Below are 17,491 nucleotides of genomic sequence, written 5' to 3'. Positions count from 1 at the left end.
CCGGTCCCGTGCCGCCGACGGGGTATGCGGTGAAACGCGGCGCCCTGCGGCGCAACCTCACCGGCCACGCCTTCTTCTTCCCGTTCCTGGTGGTCTTCGTCATCGGCGTCGCCGCCCCGCTGGCCTACGCGTTCCGGTTGAGCCTGTACGAGGACCGGATGATCGGAGGCACGGTCTTCGTCGGCTTCGACAACTACTCGAAGGCGCTGAGCGACCATCTGTTCTCGGCCGGACTGGCCCGGGTCGCGCTGTTCTTCGTGATCCAGGTACCGCTGATGCTGACCTTGTCGCTGCTGGCGGCGTTGGCCATCGACAGCGGCCGGCTGCGCGGCGCGGGCCTGTTCCGGGTCGGCATCTTCGTTCCGTACGCGGTGCCCGGCGTGGTCGCGGCGCTGATGTGGGGCTACATGTACGGCGACCGGTTCGGCCTGGCCGCCGAGTTGGGCGACCTGCTCGGCACGGACCTGCCCGACCTGCTGAGTCCGGACTGGATGCTCGCGTCCATCGGCAACGTGGTGACCTGGTCCTACGTGGGCTACAACATGATGATCCTGTACGCGGCCCTGCGGGCGATTCCCGAAGAGTTGTACGAGGCCGCCGAGATGGACGGCGCGGGCGCGTTCCGTACCGCGTGGAGCATCAAACTCCCGGCGCTGAAACCCGCGTTGCTGTTGGCGACCACGTTCTCCGTGATCGGCAGTTTCCAACTGTTCAACGAGCCGAGCATCCTGGCCGCGCTCGCTCCGGCGTCGGTGCCGACCAACTACACCCCGAACCTGTACGCCTACAACCTCGCGTTCAGCGGCCGCCAGTTCAACTACTCGGCCGCCATCGCGGTGGTCCTGGGTGTGGTGACCGTGTTCGTCGCGTACCTGGTCCAACTGGCCACCGCACGACGGGAGCGTATGCAGTGAGCACCTCCACTCTGCCGGACGGATCGCGTGCGACGGGCAAGGCGGGCGAGAAGGACGGGGCCGGCGGGACCGGCGTGGCGCGGGCCGGGTTGTCGCGTCCACGCGGGCGGCTCGATCGGCGTGCGCGACGTGGGCGCCGCGGGTCGGGGGATCGCGGCGATCGACGTGGTCGCAAGAGCACCGCGCTGACCGTGGCGATGGCGTTGATGCTCGGCTACACGCTGCTGCCGCTGGTGTGGCTGATGTTCGGCGCGACCAAGTCCAACGAGGGCCTGCTTTCCTCGCGCGGGCTGTGGTTCGCCGACGACTTCGACCTCTTCGACAACATCCACGACGTCTTCACCTACGACGACGGCATCTATCTGCGCTGGTTCGCCAACAACCTGCTGTATTCGGTGGTCGGTGCGGGTGGCGCGGCGCTGATCGCCACGCTCGGCGGGTACGCGCTGGCCAAGTTCGAATTCACCGGGCGGCGGCTGATGTTCGCCCTGGTGCTGGGCGCGATCTCGATTCCGGGCACGGCGTTGGCGGTACCGACGTACCTGTTGTTCAGCGACGCGGGCATCGTGAACACGCCGTGGGCAGTCATCCTGCCCTCCCTGGCCAGCCCGTTCGGCCTGTATCTGATGCGGGTGTACGCGGCCGACGCGGTGCCGGACGCGATGCTGGAGGCCGCCCGCATGGACGGCGCCGGTGAGCTGCGGATCTTCTTCACCCTCTCGCTGCGGCTGCTCGCGCCCGGCTTCGTCACGGTGCTGTTGTTCGCGCTGGTAGCGACCTGGAACAACTACTTCCTGCCGCTGATCGTGCTCAACGATCCGAACTGGTTCCCGCTGACCGTCGGCCTCAACCGGTGGAACGGCCAGGCCAACGGCGGCAGCGTGGCGGGAAGTACGGCGATCTACCCGATTCTGCTGACCGGCAGTCTGCTCGCGATCGTGCCGCTGATCGTGGCCTTCCTCTTCCTCCAGCGGTTCTGGCAGTCCGGCCTGTCGGCGGGCGGGGTCAAGCAGTAGCGCCTGCCTTAGGCGTGCCTGTGCCTTCTTCAGTGCGTGCCCTGGTGCCTCCGGGCGCCTCCGGCTGTGTCCGAGTGTGTACAGATATGTCATATGTCTTCGTATTTCGTCGTGTCTTCGTATTCGCTTGTCGTCGCGTTCTCGTCTCGCACGTCCCCCGAGTTCGCGAATTCCCTTTGGAGTGACCACATATGAACGCAAGAACGTCGATCGTGGGTCGGCTCGGCTCGCGCCGATCGACCTCGGTGACCGCCGCCGCGACCGTCACGGCGTTGGCCCTGTCGCTCGCCGCGTGCGGGTCGGACTCGAAGTCCGACGACGACAAGGGCGGCAAGCAGGCCGATCCGGCGGCGGTCGCGGCGGCTCTCGACCAGCCCGCCGAGATCACCTTCTGGAGCTGGGTCCCCAATGTGGATCGGACCGTGGCGCTCTTCCAGAAGAAGTACCCCAAGGTGCGCGTCAAGCTGGTCAACGTGGGCCAATCGGCCGACCAGTACACCAAGTTGCAGGCGGCGCTCAAAGCCGGCGACGGCGCTCCGGACGTCGCGCAGATCGAGTACTTCGCGCTGCCGCAGTTCGCGATCACCAAGCAGCTCGTCAACCTCTCCGACTACGGAATCGCCTCGCTGCAGGACAAGTTCGCCTCGTCCGCGTGGTCGCAGGTCAACGTGGCCGGTGGGATCTACGGCGTCCCGCAGGACACCGGACCGATGGCGATGTTCTACCGCAAGGACATCCTCGACAAGCTCGGCGCCACACCGCCGAAGACCTGGGCCGAAGTGGCCGAGCTGGGCCGGAAGATCAAGGCCGCCAATCCGGAGAACTTCGTCACCTACGTCGACCAGGGCGACGCGGGCACGGCCAACAGCATGATCTGGCAGCAGGGCGGCAAGCCGTACCAGGTCTCGGGTGAGTCGTCGGCGGCGGTCAAGCTCAAGGACGATCCGGGCACGGCGAAGTGGGCGAGCACGTGGGGCCCGATGCTGGCCGAGAAGACGGTGGACGCCACGCCGAGTTGGAACGAGGAGTGGTGGAAGTCGATGGGGGCCGGCAAGTACGCGCTGTGGATGACCGGCGCGTGGGCGCCCGCCGTCCTGCAGAAGAACATCCCGCAGGGCGCGGGTCAGTGGGCGGTCGCGCCGATGCCGACCGGTGACGGTGCGCCGGCCAGTGCGGAGAACGGTGGTTCGTCGGTCGCGGTGACCAAGCAGGCCAAGAACAAGGCGGCTTCGGTCGCCTTCGCCACCTGGCTCAACTCGGACCCCGAGGCGGTCAAGTCGCTGAACACCGACGTGGGTCTGTTCCCGGCGACCCGGTTGTTGCTGGACGACCCGGCGTTCCGCGGCGCCGAACTCCCGTACTTCCCCGGCTCGAAGCCCAACGAGGTGTTCGCGCAGATGTCCGGTGCGGTGCGGCCGGAGTGGCAGTACCTCCCTTTCCAGGTGTACGCGAACAGCATCTTCAAGGACACCATCGGCCAGGCCTACAAGCCGGGCGGTGACCTGCCGGGCGCGCTGTCCAACTGGCAGGAGCGGATCGTGTCGTTCGGCAAGGAGCAGGGTTTCACGATGAAGTGACGCCTGGGCGGGTCGGTTTGGTGTGGTTCGGGTGATGGCGGCGGCGGCGGTGGGACGGGTGGGTTGCCTGCCTGCCTGCCACCGCCGCCGGTGGGTCGGTTGGGTGGCCCGCCTCGCCGCCGGTTGGTCGGCGGCGGGTGTGAGCGAGAGCGTGGGGGAGCGGGCGGCATGACGAAGAGTGGTTCGGTCGACAGTGGCGTGCTCGCGTTGGAACCGCGGGCCGGCGAACACTGGTGGGGCGGTGCGGTGGCGGACGGCCGGCACATGCCGTTCGCCGAGGGGTACGCGATCGACCTGCGCGACGTGAAGGCCAACCAGGGCATGCCGGTGCTGCTCTCCGACCATGGGCGATGGGTGCACTGCGCGCGGCCGTTCGCGTTTCGGATCGAGGGCGGGCGGCCGGTGGTCGAGGTGCCCGGGGGGCTCGGCGTGTCCGGGGTGGTCGGGGTGCCCGGGCCGTCCGGGGCGTCGGCGGTGTCCGGGGCGGAAATGGGTGTCGATACGGGCGTGGCTGCCGGTGGGACGTTGCGGGACGCGTACCTGGAGGTGATGCGGCGTCACTATCCGGCGTCCGGTGGGCTGCCGGATCCGTTGTTGTTCACCACGCCGCAGTACAACCTGTGGATCGAGACGGTCTTCGAGCCCACCCAGGAAAAGGTGCTCCGCTACGCGGAGGACCTGCTGCGTCACGGATTCCCGCCCGGCGTACTGATGATCGACGACCGGTGGAGCGAGGACTACGGGACCTGGACGTTCCACCCGGGCCGCTTCCCGGATCCGGCGGCCATGGTCGCGAGGCTGCACGAACTCGGCTTCCGGGTGATGTTGTGGCTGGTGCCGTACGTGACCCCGGACTCGCCGACGTGTCGGGTGCTGCACGACCGGGGCCTGCTGGTCGAGCGTCCGGACGGGTACTTCGGCGTGCACGCGTGGTGGAACGGCTACAGCGCGGGCCTGGACCTGCTCGATCCGGACGCGACGCAATGGCTGCGCGGGCGGCTTTCGGAGCTTCAGGAGTCGATCGGCATCGACGGGTTCAAGTTCGACGGCGGCGACGCGCCGTTCTGGCGCGCGCTCGGCGTGGCCGACCCGGAGGCGTACACGCACGCGTGGAACCGGTTCGGCGCGGAGTGGCCGCTCAACGAGTTCCGCGACTCGTGGCGGGCGGCCGGGTTGCCGCTGGCGCAGCGCCAACAGGACAAGTACCACCTGTGGGAGGGCCGCTTCGGCCTGGACAGCCTGATCCCGAACGCGCTCGCCCAGTCGGTCACGGGCCACGCGTTCACCTGCCCCGACATGATCGGCGGCGGCGAGTTCCGCTTCGTCCCGGGCCCGGGAGGCGAGGGCTTCGACCCGGAATTGTTCGTGCGGTACGCGCAGACCGCCGCGCTGTTCCCGATGATGCAGTTCTCGGCGGCCCCGTGGCGCGTCCTGGACCCGGAACACCTCGACCTGTGCCGCGCGGCCGCCCGCCTGCACACCGACCTGGGCCCGGAGATCCTGGCCCTGGCCCGCGCCTCCGCCCGCACCGGCGAGCCGATCCAGCTCCCGTTGGACTACGTCTTCCCCGGCCTGGGCTACGGCTCCGTCACCGACCAGTTCCTCCTCGGCGACTCGATCCTGGTCGCCCCCGTCACCACCAAGGGCGCCCGCTCCCGCACCATCACCATCCCGCCGGGCACCTGGCGGGCCGACGACGGCACCACCCACACCGGCCCCACCGAAATCGAGGTCGCCACCCCCCTGTCCCGCCTCCCCTGGTTCCGCCGCGTGGGCACGATGGACCGACGAAGCCCGGAGCCCGGCAACTGACGGCGCTGCGGGTCGGCCGGCCCCGGGTCGCGGGCCGACCGCCCCTACGCCCACCGACCGACCGACCAGCCCCTACACCGGTGCCGGCCGACCGACCGACCCCCACGCCCGCGCCGGCTGACCGGCCAACCCCAAGCCCGCCCGTCACCCGAGCCCAGTGACCATCCGCACGCCCGAGCGGCACGAACCACCCCCACGCATTCGGTAAGCTGTCCTCTCACATCCGGGCGCATAGCTCAGTTGGTTAGAGCACTGCTCTTACAAAGCAGGGGTCGACAGTTCGAGTCTGTCTGTGCCCACCCTGTCTGACCTGCTTGTCTGCTTTGATCGGGCGTCCATCCAAACAGGTGGACGCCCGTTTTGTTCTTGCTGGGGCGGTATTGGGGCCGAAACCGCGCAGTCTCACGATTTCCTGCTGCGGACTCGCTGTGTGCTGGTAGGGCGTCGCCGTCCAAACATGCGATCGGAGCCGCTTGCCGCCCGGCTTGCATGAGGTCTCGCCCTCGGCCTGCCGAACACTCCGCCGCCACAATCCCGCACTTCATCGACGTGCGATGCGCCCACCGGTCATCGACAACGGATCAGCGCCCCGCGTCCCGGCCAATGCGGGGAAACCCCCGATGCGCCCGGCCACTCGCTGGTAGACCATCGAATCAAAGCCGGCACACGGAGTGACTGGGGGACGGCCGTGCCAGACACACGCCGCATTGTCGACGGGCGCTACGAACTTCTCGATCGCCTCGGTCGAGGTGGAATGGGCGAGGTCTGGACCGCGCACGACCTCCGTCTTCGCCGCGCCGTCGCCGTCAAATTGCTCAGCAAGACCGGCGACGCGGTGGCCGAACGCATGTTCGTTCGTGAGGCCCAAGCCGCCTCCACCTTCAACCACCCCGGCGTCGTCACCGTCTACGACGCCGGCGGCGGAGCCGAAGGCGAGCCCCTGTACCTCGTGATGGAACGTCTTCACGGCCAAGACCTCGCGCACAGCCTGCGGCAGGGCCTGCCCTCCATCGACCAGGTCATCGGCTGGACTCGCCAGATCTGCGACGCACTCGAAGCCGCCCAGGCCGTGAACCTGGTTCACCGCGACCTCAAACCCGCGAACCTCTTCCTCACCCACGAAGGCCGCATCAAAATCCTCGACTTCGGCCTAGCTCGCACCTACGCCGCGATCACCGCGACCGCGAGCGCCATCATCGGCACTACGCCCTACATGGCGCCCGAACGCTGGCAAGGACGCGTCGGAGACCACCGCAGCGACCTCTACTCCCTCGGCTGCATCCTCCACGAACTCCTCATCGGGAAAACCCCCTTCGCCCACCGTGAAGCATCCGGCCAGATGTACGCCCATCTCCATGAAAAGCCGCAGGCACCGATCGAACTACGCGACGACGTCCCACCAAGCCTCAACCAACTGGTCCTGGATCTCCTCGCCAAAATCCCCGAGGACCGCCCTGCCAACGCCATAACGACACGAAATCGCCTTCCAGTCCTCGGCGAACAACACCCACGGGCGGCCCGCAGCACCGGGGAGACCGCCCAGGTGCCCTCGACCGCAGTCGCCGGCCTCGACAGCCTCAAGGACGATCAGGATTCGAGTCGGGCCGAGGAGGCGGTGGAGTTGTATCGGCGTGCTCTCGCCGATGGGCATCGATATGCGGCCATCAACCTGGCGCGCCTCCTGGAGAAGTTGGGTCGGGTCGAGGAGGCCGAGGAGTTGTATCGGCGTGCCCTCGCGGACGGGGACAAGAACGCGGCCTTCAATCTCGCGTTCTTCTTGGCGGATTCGGGTCGGGTCGAGGAGGCGGAGGAGTTGTATCGGCGTGCCGCCGCGGACGGGCACAAGAATGCGGTTTTCAACCTCGCGATCATCCTGGAGAACTCGGGTCGGGTCGAGGAGGCGGAGGAGTTGTATCGGCGTGCTCTCGCCGATGGGGATCGGGACGCGATGTTCAACCTGGCGCGCCTCCTGGAGAAGTCGGGTCGGGTCGAGGAGGCCGAGGAGTTGTATCGGCGTGCTCTCGCGGACGGGCACGCGTACGCGGCCAACGGCCTGGCGCTCCTCTTGGCGGATTCGGGTCGGGTCGAGGAGGCGGAGGAGTTGTATCGGCGTGCCCTCGCCGATGGGGATCGGAATGCGATGTTCAACCTGGCGCGCCTCTTGAAGTACGCGGGTCGGGTCGAGGAGGCGGAGGAGTTGTATCGGCGTGCTCTCGCGGACGGGCACGCGTACGCGGCCAACGGCCTGGCGCTCCTCTTGGAGAAGTTGGGTCGGGTCGAGGAGGCCGAGGAGTTGTATCGGCGTGCCCTCGCGGACGGGGACAAGAACGCGGCCTTCAATCTCGCGTTTTTCCTGGCGGATTCGGGTCGGGTCGAGGAGGCGGAGGAGTTGTATCGGCGTGCCGCCGCGGACGGGCACAAGAATGCGGTTTTCAACCTCGCGATCATCCTGGAGAACTCGGGTCGGGTCGAGGAGGCGGAGGAGTTGTATCGGCGTGCTCTCGCCGATGGGGATCGGGACGCGATGTTCAATCTGGCGCGCTTCTTGAAGTACGCGGGTCGGGTCGAGGAGGCGGAGGAGTTGTATCGGCGTGCTCTCGCGGACGGGCACGCGTACGCGGCCAACGGCCTGGCGCTCCTCTTGGAGAAGTTGGGTCGGGTCGAGGAGGCCAAGGAGTTGTATCGGCGTGCCCTCGCCGATGGGGACGAGCACGCGGCCTGCAACCTTGCGTTCCTTTTGGAGAAGTCGGGTCGGACCGAGGAGGCCGATGAGTTGTACCGGCGGGCTCTCGCCGAGGGGTACAAGGGCGCGCCCTATAGCCTCGCGAACTTCCTGAGAGAGCGGGGCCGTGTCGAGGAATCGGAGGAGTGGTACCGGAGCGCCCTCGCCGACGGTCATGAGCACGCGGCTGTGGCCTTGGGGCTCCTCCTGAAAGAGTTGGGTCGGGTCGAGGAGGCGGAGGAGTTGTATCGGCGTGCTCTCGCCGAGGGGCACAAGGACGCGGCCTACCACCTTGCGAACCTCTTGGCGTAGGTGGAGCGTGTCGCCGATACCGAGGTGTGCGACAGCGTTCTTCAGTGTGCGGAGACGCTGGGGCGCACCAGAGGACACGGGCCGGGGAAGTACGTGCCGGCCGTGGGTCTTGCGTCCTTGCTCCGCCGGCGCCTGGGCTGTTCAGGGCAAGGCCCGGAGAGGCGTCACGCGTTCGAGCCCGCCTCCCGGGAGTGGGAGGCGGGCTCGAATCGTGTCCGGACTCTGGCGGTCGGCTACCGGCAGTTCTCGTCGATCTTGTATTGCATCGCTCTCGGGTAGTCGCGCCGGTCGAGCAGCACCCGGACCAGGATCGGGCCCCGGTTGATCGAGTGGTCCGGGTCGGTGACCTTGGCCAGGAGGGTTTCGAGGTCGGCGTGGGTGCGTACGCTCACGCCGGTCATCGGGTGCTTGTCGGTACCGAAGACGTCGGCGAGTCGCTCGTACTGCCACACGTGCAGGTCGTTGTAGAACTCGGCGCCCTCGGACGGGTTCTCCGCGTAGTAGCAGGGGTGTACGAGCATCTGCTCGATGCCGTAGAACCCGTCGTTGTCCAGGACGAACACGACGGGGCGCAGTTCGTGTCGGACCTGGGTGGACAGTTCCTGGCAGGTCTCCTGGAAGGAGCCGTCGCCGACGAACACCAGGGGCCGCTTCTCGGGCTCCTGCCTGGCCAGAGCCACGCCGGAGGCGGCCCCGACCGAGTAGCCGATGGACAGCCAGCTGTTCTGGGCCACGTAGGACGCGCGCTCGACCATGTGCAGGTTCATCGAACCGATCAGCGCGAACGCGGCGTCGGAGACCACGGTGAACGGGTTGACGCGAGCTCCGGGCGGGCCGCTGTCCTGGTCCCGGAGGAAGGCGTTGACGTGCTGGAAGAAGCTGTCGTACGTCAGGTCGGTCGGGTAGTCGCCGCCCACCAGGCCCGCCAGGTAGGCGGCGGTCGTCTCGGGGACGTCCAGGCCCGCCGCATGCGCCTGGGCGAAGTAGTCGGCGGCGAAGACGCCCGCCCCGAACTCCGCGGTCAGTGCCTCGCGCAGGGCGGGGATGAACCGTTCGAGGTGCACGTCGGGGAAGTAGGAGGCGCCGACGTTGACCCCCTCGTGGGCGGCGACGGCCCAGTCCGCCCCGATCGACTGTTCGCCGCCGAGGTTCTTCGAGGTCGCCCACGAGCCGAGGCCGATGCGGCAGCCCGCGGCGTGGAACATCTTGTACACGTCGGGGTCGCTGGCCTTGCCGTTGTAGACGCCCGAGTAGCCGGGTGTCTCCTCGGAGACGATGGTCTTGGCGCCGATGGTGGTGCAGAACGGGATGCGGGTCTCGTGCACCAGCGCGGTGAGTTCGTCGGAGAGCCGGAAGCGGTCGATCTCCTCGCCGGCCCACACGATCGGGTTGCCTCGCGCGCGGATCAGTTCGACGGTCGCCGCGACGGCCTTCGCGAGCATGCGTCGGTTCGCCTCGGTGAACGGCCGTTCGCGCCTGGTCAGGCGTCCCTGCGGGGCGGGGCACGGGGCCGACCACACGTCCGCCATGACTTCCAGGTAGACCGGCCGGCGATGGGTCAGGCACGCGGTGATCGCGCTGTCGATCTGGATGGGGGCCAGGCCGGGGTTGGAGATCATCTGGGCATCGACGGTGACCTGCCGGTAGACGTCGAGGTTGCTTTCCGGGCGCTGGATCATGTGGGTGGTGAGCAGGCCGATCGCCCGCTGGTTGAGCCACTGTTCGTTGCTGGGCGCGGCGTTGATCGCGATCACCGGCACGAATTCGGCGTAGGCGCCGCCGATCGGATTGAGCAGGTTGAACGCGCCCACGCCGTAGGTGACGGCACACGCGGCCACGCCCTGCTCGCCGCGCGCGAGGTCGGCGTCGGCCGAGGTGACCCGGGCGTACGCGTCGGCCGCGTACCCGGCGCCGACCTCGGTGGGGGTACCCACCCAGCGCACCGCGGACTTGGCGTGCATCGTGGTCAGGAACGGGCCGAGGAGATCGCCCGGAACGCCGAACAGGTGCTTGATGCCGAGTTGTTCGAGTCTGATCGCGAGGTATTCGGCGACCGTGCAGTCCTGGGGGGTGGTCATGACGCGGGCATCTCCTCGGGAATTCGGTGGGGCTGTACGGATCCGTCCCCATCCGCCGGGGCGTGGCGCACCGGCTCGGTGGGTTCGGCGGCGGCGACGTGCCGGGCGGGGACGGGTGCGCCGTTGACGGCGATGGCGGCGCGTACGGCCGTTTCGACGGCGCCCTCGATCCAGGCGTGCTTGAGCGAGACGTGTTCGCCCGCGAAGTGCACGGGGCCCTCGGGCCGGACCACGTCGAGGTGGAAGCTGGTCATCTGATGCGGCGTGTACACGGCGGCTTCGCCGAACGCGTAGGGGTCGCGCAGCCAGCTCTGGGTCTGGCCCTCGCCGGTGAAGAACACCTCGATGCGGAGCCCGTGTACGGACTGGAGGTTGCGCAGCGCGTAGCCGTAGCGTTCGCCGTCCTCCAGCGAGTCCCAGCGCACCGCGTCGTCCGACCACGAGTAGCTCGCGAGGACGACCCCGCCGGGGCTGCCGGTGACGGGGTGGGAGGGGTAGTACATGAAGCGGTTGGGGTTGTCGGTGGTGGAGCCGCCGCCGTAGGCGTTGGTGGCGGGTCGCACACCGGCGTCGTACAGCGGTGTGTTGCGGTAGTAGGCCACCTGCTCGGCGTCGATCCGGGATTCGTCGACGCTGGGGTGGGCGCCGAGCAGTCCGGTGGGCAGGTCGCGCACGGCGGAGGGGGCGGACAGGGCGGCTTCGGCGGGGTCCTCGCCCAGGTTCTGGTAGTAGTCGTAGAGGTCGGGGTCGATGGCGTCGAGTTCGCGCTTCCAGTCGTCCTCGGTGAACTCCCACCAGCGGCGCGAGAATTCGAGGAGCACCTTGGTGGCCTGGTCGTAGTGCGTCTCGATGACGGCGCGGCGCTTCTTGTACGAGAACGGCGGGGTCACCCGGGTGAAGCGCAGGCTGGAGAAGGGGATGGTGACGATCGCGACGTCGCCGGTCCAGGTCTGGGGCTCGGCGTACGGGGTGTCCTCGGGCACTGTCTGGATGACGACCGCGTCGCCGCCGAAGCCCGTCGGGCCACCGGACGAGGAGCCGTCCCGGTCGGGGTCGCGGTACTCGAGGCGGACCATGCGATGGCCCATGACGATCTGATCGCCCAGGTCCTTCGCGAGTGCCTCCGGGAGGAGCCGGCTGCCGCCGTCGATCTCCCAGTAGGTGGCCTTCGGGTCGATGTCGCTGCGCCCCAGGAAGGTGTGGAAGAAGGCCAGGTGCAGCCGCGAGGTCATGTTCTCGATGGTGCCGATCGCCTCGACGGCCTCGTCGCTGAAACCGGCGTACTCGCGCAGGAAGCGGCCCATCGAGAAACCGTCGAAGTCGCGGACGACAGCGGCCCAGCCGTCGAGCCACTGTTCGAAGGGCTTGTTGATCCGTTGGCCGTCGATCAGGTCGGAGTAGTAGTTCCGGACCGGCTCCAGCGCGTCGTGGACCAGTTGCGCCACCGTCACCCGCGATTCGTAGCCGCTGAGGTGGAAGCCCTCGTTGAGCACGCACGGCTGCTCGGCGTAGCGGGCGCGGCGGGCCTGCTCGCGGTTGGTACGGATCCAGGTGTGGTTGCGCTTGTCCGGCTCGCGGAACTCGGGGCTGGCGGGGCCGTTCGTCCACTCCTCGCCGGTGAAGGAGCGGTAGGTCACGGGTGGTACCCGCACGCCTTCGTTGCCGGTCGTCGGGTCGATGTCGACGTTGTAGAACAGCCGCCGCTTCAGGCCGAGTTTGTCGATCAGCGCGAGAGTGAGCGGGTGGAAGCTCGGTACGCGCATGGCTCCGGCCTCGGCGTACTGCGCGGGGTCGGCGAAGGGGGACGGCTCGCCCTTCCTGGTGTGGAAGGTCTTGATCCGGCCGCCGACCCGGTTGGCGTTGGCCTCCAGGATCGTTACGTCGTGCCCGGCCTTGGTCAGCAGCGAGCCGGCGACGAGGCCGGCGATGCCGGCACCGACGATCAGTACGCGTTTGCGTTGCGGCGGCGGCTGCAGCCCGTTGTCGATGAGGGTGTCGAGGTAGCGCAGCTTGAGGTCTTCGTTGGTGGGTTCGGGGCCGATCAGCAGCAGTTCGCGGGCCAGCTGCCGGTAGGTCTGTTGGTCGGCGCGACCGGTGCCGTTGCCTTGGCCGTTGGGGTGGTTCATCGCACATCCTGAGGTGGGGACGAGAGTCTTCGGACGGGGGTCGGTTGAGTGCCCGAGGGCGGACCGGCCGGGCTGCTGCCGGGCGCGCCTCGGCTTCTTGGGGGAGGAGGGTGGGTGGGCGCGGGGTGCCGACGGAGGACGTGACCGCGTGGCTGCGTGACCGCGCCGGTGGTGCCCGCACGGAGGTCTTGGCCATTGGGTTGTCTCGGTTGCGGCCGCGTGCGGAACGCGCCGAGCGGGTGCCGGAGAGGGCGTGTGGTGGAGGTGTCGGCGGCCCCGGACGGCCCCGAACGGCTCCGAACGGCCCCCGAATGGCCCCGTACAACCGGATGGTCACCGCGTTGCGTGGTGGTCGGCGGATCCTCGACGTCCATGCGCCCGCGTCCGCGCTCACGTTCAGGCGGATATGCGTCGCCGATGCGGCAGGACCGGCGGCACGACCAGCGGCTGGACGAACGGGAGGCTCGCACGCGAGGTCTCGCCCCTCGCGCGCCTTCCCGGGGACGGACAAATGGCGTTCAGCGCCACTGCCCTGAACGCCATCGTCCCTGGTCCGGGGACTCCGGAGGTCCGATTGCACACGTTGAGTATCGTATCATCTACTTTGAGTAATTATCCTGAGGTTGCGCCGGATCGGATCCCGGATCGGTCCGGTCCGGTCCGGGATCCGATCCGCGAGGTTGGGTACCGCGACCGGTCGGCTCCCGCCGTGCGTCGCGATCCGCCTCGCGCCGAGTGCGCACCACGTCGTCGCCGTTTCACTCGCGGTGGGGACCCGGTTCGGGTTGCGGTTCCGCGCCGCCCGGATCGAGTCGGAACGGCGGGTACGCGTCGGTCATCAGGGCCTCGTAGGCGACCACGCGAAGCACCCAGCGGTCGAGGCCGATCACCAACGCGTAGATGCCCCTGGGATAGCGCCCGGTGAACAACAACGCGATGCCCGCGAACAGAACCAGCGCGGGAATGAGCCCACCCCAACGCCACGCACCGGCGGTGAAGATCCCGACCAGGACGAGCTGCGGAAGGACCAGCAGCCACCACTTGACCAACACCAGTCCACGTGAGAGGCGTTCGGGGTAGACGATGTCGAATTGCGCCGGGTATTCGGGGTGTTCGGCGAAGTCGAAAGGCGGATAGCGATCGGTGCCCAGCCCGCCGTACCCGTAGTACCAAACGCGCCAGCTCCAACGCAGGACACCGACGTTGAAGTCGAACAGCGGGCGCGGGTAGCGGGTGGTGAACAGGATCGCGAAGAACGCCACGATGCTGACCACGAGAAAGGCGATCCACAGGAAGAACAGCACGATCACGTGCGGGATCAGCAGGAGCCACTTCACCACCCACAGCCAGCGGGACGGTTCCGCTTCGAGCCTGGCTTCCAGCCGGACGGGCTGGGTCGTTGCGGCGTACATGTGACCTCCTCGACGGCGGGACGGCGGATACGCTCCGGGCCCCTGGTTCGCCGGCTTTCGCAACCTCCTCGCGTTCCCCGCGCCGCCGCATCGGGACCACGACGATCCGGAAGTCCCCGATCGTTGCCGCAGGCCCGTCGGGGGCCGGACCGCGGGCCGCTCCCCGGCGTCGAGCCGCGATCGGGTCGGCGTCGGCCGGCCCTCGGTCAGCCCTCGGTCAGCCGTCGGTCGCCTCCATGTCCTCGACCGGGCCGAAGTCGTTGTAGCGTGCGGTCGCCTTCGAGGCCTTGGGCATGGGCGTCACCTCCTGCGCCCCGCCCTTCCATGATCCTGCGGGGCGGCGCGGAGTGCAGGAGATGACTTTGGCCCGCCCGTCTTCGCCGCTTCGTGTCGATCTGCGGTGAGCCATCCCTGTTGTGGCATAGTCGGGCGGCGCGGGTGTGAGCTGGTGGAGGACATCGAAGGGCGGGCACCATGAGCGGCGACCGGATGACGACCACGCGTGAGCGCGCCGACCTGCTGGAATCTCTCGCGCGGCATCGCGGGTTCCTGCGCCAAACGGTCCACGGGCTCACCGACGAACAGGCGGCGACGCGTACCACCGTGAGTGAGCTCTGCCTCGGCGGCCTGATCAAGCACGTGGCCGGCACCGAGGCGTCCTGGATGCGATTCGCGGTCGGCGGCGCGGAGGCCATGATGAGCGAACCGGTGGACTGGGAAAGTCAGTTCCGCATGACCGAGGATGACACTCTCGTCGGAGTGCTCGATGCGTACGAACGCGTGGCACGTGCGACCGACGACCTGGTGGCCACGCTGCCCGATCTGGACGCGTCCCATCCTCTTCCCGAGGCCCCGTGGTTCGAGCCGGGTGCCCGGTGGTCCGTGCGCCGCGTCATCCTCCATGTCATCGCCGAGACTTCGCAGCACGCCGGACACGCGGACATCCTCCGAGAAGCACTGGACGGCGCGAAGACGATGGGCTGACCCGCCGGGGCGGCCTACGTATCGTCGAGTCGGGCGATCGGGGCGCCGCTCGCAGAGGGGGCCGAAGGACCCCGACGAACGTCCCCCCGACGCCGCCACCACACGAGGGCGACTGCCACGCACCGCAGCGGATGTCGAGCACGGCAAACGGCACCTCGAAGCGGCAGCACGCACGCGTCGCGCGGGCCACGGTGAGAGGGCGGAGGATGTGCTCCGTCGTGCTCGTCACCCGGGACCGGCGGAACACGCATCCCCACCTACCCGTGGAGCGTCGTGTTGGACGATCTGGACCGACGCGGCCCGCGCGTAACCCGCCCGTGTACGTCGGTTACCGAACACGGCCACGCCGATACCACCCTGACGGCATGGACGAGCACACCACCGACCCCCGCCATCCCGAGCCGGCACCGGATCTGCCGCGAACTGTTGCGGCCGGGCGGCCGGGCGGGCGGGCGGGCGGTGGCGGGTGCGGGTCGGACGGGTCATACCGGCCGGGTGCAGGGTCGGTCCGCGTACATCTCGTCCGCGGGTGCGGTCACCAGTGCGCGGTCGCTCGGCCGGACGCCGTGCTCGTACTCGACCATCCATCGGCCGGCGTCCTGCCATACGCGGGTGATGGTGCCGAAGTGGTGGTCGCGGGGGCCGAGTTTGCGCCAGGCGACGTCGCCGGGCAGCCACGGGGGCGAGGTGGACATGGCTCTCCAAGGCGGGTGTGGGTGGTGCCTTGCCCCGGCCGCGCGGTGGGCGCGATCTTCGGCCGAGCGAGGTGTGGGGCCGGTCCCGCCGCCGCGCCGGTGGCGGCGGGACCGGCAGTCGAGGGGCCCGGCAGCGCCTATCACGCCGCTGGGCCGAGCCGTCCGCCGGGCGAAGACGAACGGCCGGTCTCAGCCGCCCGAGTTCGAGATGCGGCCGAGCGACCGGTCCGCGAAGGTGCGGATCAGGTACCCGCGCGCTTCCGGTACCAGCGCGGCCAACTCGTCGCGCGTCATGTCCAAGGGCTCTCGGTCCGGGAGTTCGATCCGAATTGGGCGATCGGAATTGCCGGAAGCGGTGACTCTCGGCGTCCTGGTACTCATCACGCGCTCCCACCTGGCAGTTCGATCCGGACGTGACGATCATCGCGAGAAGCGCGATGCAGACCGATGTCTCTGTCGATGGCAATTCGATGGCATTTCCGCGCCGTTTCCTCCGCTCACAGGCTTTTGGGGTGGATAGCGTGGTGGCACCGCCGCCGCATGTCTGGGGACCGCCATGGCGATCAATCGCACACCCAACGCCCGCCTCCGCGCGGTCCGCGAGGACCAGTGGAAGCAGTCCCGGGCCGAGTTCGCCCTGGAACTCCAGGCCAAGGCCGACGAGATGGGCGAACGACAGCTCTCCGTCGACGCCCGGCTGATCGCCCGTTGGGAAGACGGCGACACCGCCCGGCCGCGGCCGATCTATCGGCGGGTGCTCGTCGCTCTGACGGGCCTTACGGAAGCCGAACTCGGCATCGGCCCGAAGCGCCCCGAAGCGCCATCGGATCGCCCACTCCCGGTCCTTGGCGTGGAACCCGTGGACCGAAGGCAATTCCTCGCCGTCACAACCCTTCCCCTGTCCACCTTCGGCACCGGGTCATCCGGTCGGAGCGTGGACCCAGCGATAGTGGACTACTTCCACCAACAACTCGACGGGCACTACCGCGCGGACGTCATGCTCGGCCCGCACCACTTGGTCCCCACCGTGATCGTGCAGTACCAACTCATCGTCAAGCTCCTGGACCTGGCGAGCGGAGACGTGAGACGCCGCCTCCTCCAGGTCGCCGCGGCCTACTGCGGACTGGCGACCTGGCTGTACCAGGACGTCGGCGATCTCGGGCAGGCGTCCGTATGGGCGAACCAGACCCTGGAACTCGCGCACCGCGCCGGCGACGCACAGCTCGTGAGCCATGCCCTGACCAACAAGGCGATGGTGGCGATGGACGCCGGCGACGGGCGTGCGACGGTCGAGCTGTCCACGTCGGCTCTTCGGGAGGGTCGGCTGCTGTGCCCGAAGGTTCGGGTCCAGGCCATGCAGCAGGCGGCGCACGGCCACGCGATGCTCGGCGACCGCTCGGAGGTCGACACCCTCCTGGACGGCGCAGCCAGGCTGATGGGGCGCGTGGACGACGAGTACCCCTGGGGCAACGCGTGTCGCCGCACGGGAGACTACGTCGAGATCCAGCGCGCAACCTGCTACAGCCGGCTCCACCTGGGTGCGGAGGCAACCGGCCTGTGGGAACAGGTGCTCGGCGCGCTGCCGCCGACGTCACGCCGCGACGGCGGCGTCTTCCTCGCCCGGCAGGCGTCCGCGCTCGCGGATGAACAGCGCCTGCCGGAGAGTGTCGACGCCCTCGTCGGCGCCGTCCGGGTCGCCCACGAAACCGGATCCGCGCGTCTGCGCGGCGAAGTCGAGACCACTTGGCGGCAACTCGCCCCCTGGCATCACGAGCCACGGGTACGGCAGGCTGAGCAGCTCGTGGCCGGCCTGGGCGGCAGGCCGGCAAACGGCTGAGGAGGA

11 protein-coding genes and 1 tRNA gene are annotated in these 17,491 nt (G+C 68.8%); 8 read left to right on the top strand and 4 right to left on the bottom strand.

Annotation, left to right across the window (positions count from 1 at the left end; translation table 11 throughout):
• The first annotated feature begins 29 nt into the window (after positions 1–29).
• The 6 genes from ACWCPW_RS25490 to ACWCPW_RS25465 all read left to right on the top strand — a co-directional run bounded on the left by ACWCPW_RS25490 (position 30) and on the right by ACWCPW_RS25465 (position 8,353).
• Positions 30–914 (top strand): carbohydrate ABC transporter permease, encoded by an 885-nt coding sequence (locus ACWCPW_RS25490; RefSeq protein WP_449763917.1) that lies wholly within the window; start codon positions 30–32, stop codon positions 912–914.
• Complete coding sequence (locus ACWCPW_RS25485; RefSeq protein ID WP_449763916.1) at positions 911–1,930, top strand: carbohydrate ABC transporter permease; 1,020 nt, start codon at positions 911–913, stop codon at positions 1,928–1,930. Before ACWCPW_RS25490 ends, ACWCPW_RS25485 begins: the two co-directional genes overlap by 4 nt.
• A gap of 191 nt (positions 1,931–2,121) precedes the next feature.
• Positions 2,122–3,507 carry an ABC transporter substrate-binding protein gene (locus tag ACWCPW_RS25480; RefSeq protein ID WP_449763915.1) on the top strand — a complete coding sequence of 462 codons (1,386 nt, stop codon included), beginning with the start codon at positions 2,122–2,124 and terminating at the stop codon, positions 3,505–3,507.
• Between the two features lie 168 nt (positions 3,508–3,675).
• Entirely contained in the window at positions 3,676–5,319 is a 1,644-nt protein-coding gene (locus ACWCPW_RS25475; protein ID WP_449763914.1) for a glycoside hydrolase family 31 protein, read from the top strand.
• 225 nt (positions 5,320–5,544) lie between these two features.
• Positions 5,545–5,618 (top strand) — tRNA-Val (locus ACWCPW_RS25470).
• Between the two features lie 389 nt (positions 5,619–6,007).
• The gene (locus tag ACWCPW_RS25465) at positions 6,008–8,353 is read left to right on the top strand and encodes a tetratricopeptide repeat protein (protein WP_449763913.1); all 2,346 of its coding nucleotides are present in this window, start codon (positions 6,008–6,010) and stop codon (positions 8,351–8,353) included.
• Positions 8,354–8,586: 233 nt separating this feature from the next.
• On the opposite strand, the gene ACWCPW_RS25460 is transcribed toward ACWCPW_RS25465, so the two are convergent.
• From ACWCPW_RS25460 to ACWCPW_RS25450, 3 genes are all read right to left on the bottom strand, one after another.
• Positions 8,587–10,431: an alpha-keto acid decarboxylase family protein gene (locus ACWCPW_RS25460; protein ID WP_449763912.1), complete on the bottom strand. Its 1,845-nt coding sequence runs from the start codon at positions 10,429–10,431 to the stop codon at positions 8,587–8,589.
• Entirely contained in the window at positions 10,428–12,557 is a 2,130-nt protein-coding gene (locus ACWCPW_RS25455) for a flavin monoamine oxidase family protein (protein WP_449763911.1), read from the bottom strand. Before ACWCPW_RS25455 ends, ACWCPW_RS25460 begins: the two co-directional genes overlap by 4 nt.
• Positions 12,558–13,315: 758 nt before the next feature.
• Complete coding sequence (locus tag ACWCPW_RS25450; RefSeq protein ID WP_449763910.1) at positions 13,316–13,969, bottom strand: DUF4389 domain-containing protein; 654 nt, start codon at positions 13,967–13,969, stop codon at positions 13,316–13,318.
• A 489-nt stretch (positions 13,970–14,458) separates the two neighbouring features.
• Between ACWCPW_RS25450 and ACWCPW_RS25445 the strand changes: the two genes are divergently transcribed.
• Positions 14,459–14,953 carry a DinB family protein gene (locus tag ACWCPW_RS25445; RefSeq protein ID WP_449763909.1) on the top strand — a complete coding sequence of 165 codons (495 nt, stop codon included), beginning with the start codon at positions 14,459–14,461 and terminating at the stop codon, positions 14,951–14,953.
• A gap of 482 nt (positions 14,954–15,435) precedes the next feature.
• Here the strand turns inward: ACWCPW_RS25445 and ACWCPW_RS25440 are convergent, their stop codons facing one another.
• Positions 15,436–15,648: a hypothetical protein gene (locus ACWCPW_RS25440; RefSeq protein WP_449763908.1), complete on the bottom strand. Its 213-nt coding sequence runs from the start codon at positions 15,646–15,648 to the stop codon at positions 15,436–15,438.
• Between the two features lie 556 nt (positions 15,649–16,204).
• Here ACWCPW_RS25440 and ACWCPW_RS25435 point away from each other — a divergent pair.
• Positions 16,205–17,485, top strand: a complete 1,281-nt coding sequence (locus ACWCPW_RS25435) for a Twin-arginine translocation pathway signal (RefSeq protein WP_449763907.1) — start codon at positions 16,205–16,207, stop codon at positions 17,483–17,485.
• Positions 17,486–17,491 lie beyond the last annotated feature (6 nt).

The organism is Embleya sp. NPDC001921 (genome assembly GCF_053594475.1).
This window is presented reverse-complemented; position numbering and strand designations above follow the sequence as displayed.

Bases quoted from the DNA above. Each gene is read 5' to 3' on its own strand.
- ACWCPW_RS25480 (WP_449763915.1), top strand. From the start codon at position 2,122: ATGAACGCAAGAACGTCGATCGTGGGTCGGCTCGGCTCGCGCCGATCG.
- ACWCPW_RS25475 (WP_449763914.1), top strand. From the start codon at position 3,676: ATGACGAAGAGTGGTTCGGTCGACAGTGGCGTGCTCGCGTTGGAACCG.
- ACWCPW_RS25460 (WP_449763912.1), bottom strand. From the start codon at position 10,431: ATGACCACCCCCCAGGACTGCACGGTCGCCGAATACCTCGCGATCAGA.
- ACWCPW_RS25455 (WP_449763911.1), bottom strand. From the start codon at position 12,557: ATGAACCACCCCAACGGCCAAGGCAACGGCACCGGTCGCGCCGACCAA.
- ACWCPW_RS25450 (WP_449763910.1), bottom strand. From the start codon at position 13,969: ATGTACGCCGCAACGACCCAGCCCGTCCGGCTGGAAGCCAGGCTCGAA.
- ACWCPW_RS25445 (WP_449763909.1), top strand. From the start codon at position 14,459: ATGACGACCACGCGTGAGCGCGCCGACCTGCTGGAATCTCTCGCGCGG.
- ACWCPW_RS25440 (WP_449763908.1), bottom strand. From the start codon at position 15,648: ATGTCCACCTCGCCCCCGTGGCTGCCCGGCGACGTCGCCTGGCGCAAA.
- ACWCPW_RS25435 (WP_449763907.1), top strand. From the start codon at position 16,205: ATGGCGATCAATCGCACACCCAACGCCCGCCTCCGCGCGGTCCGCGAG.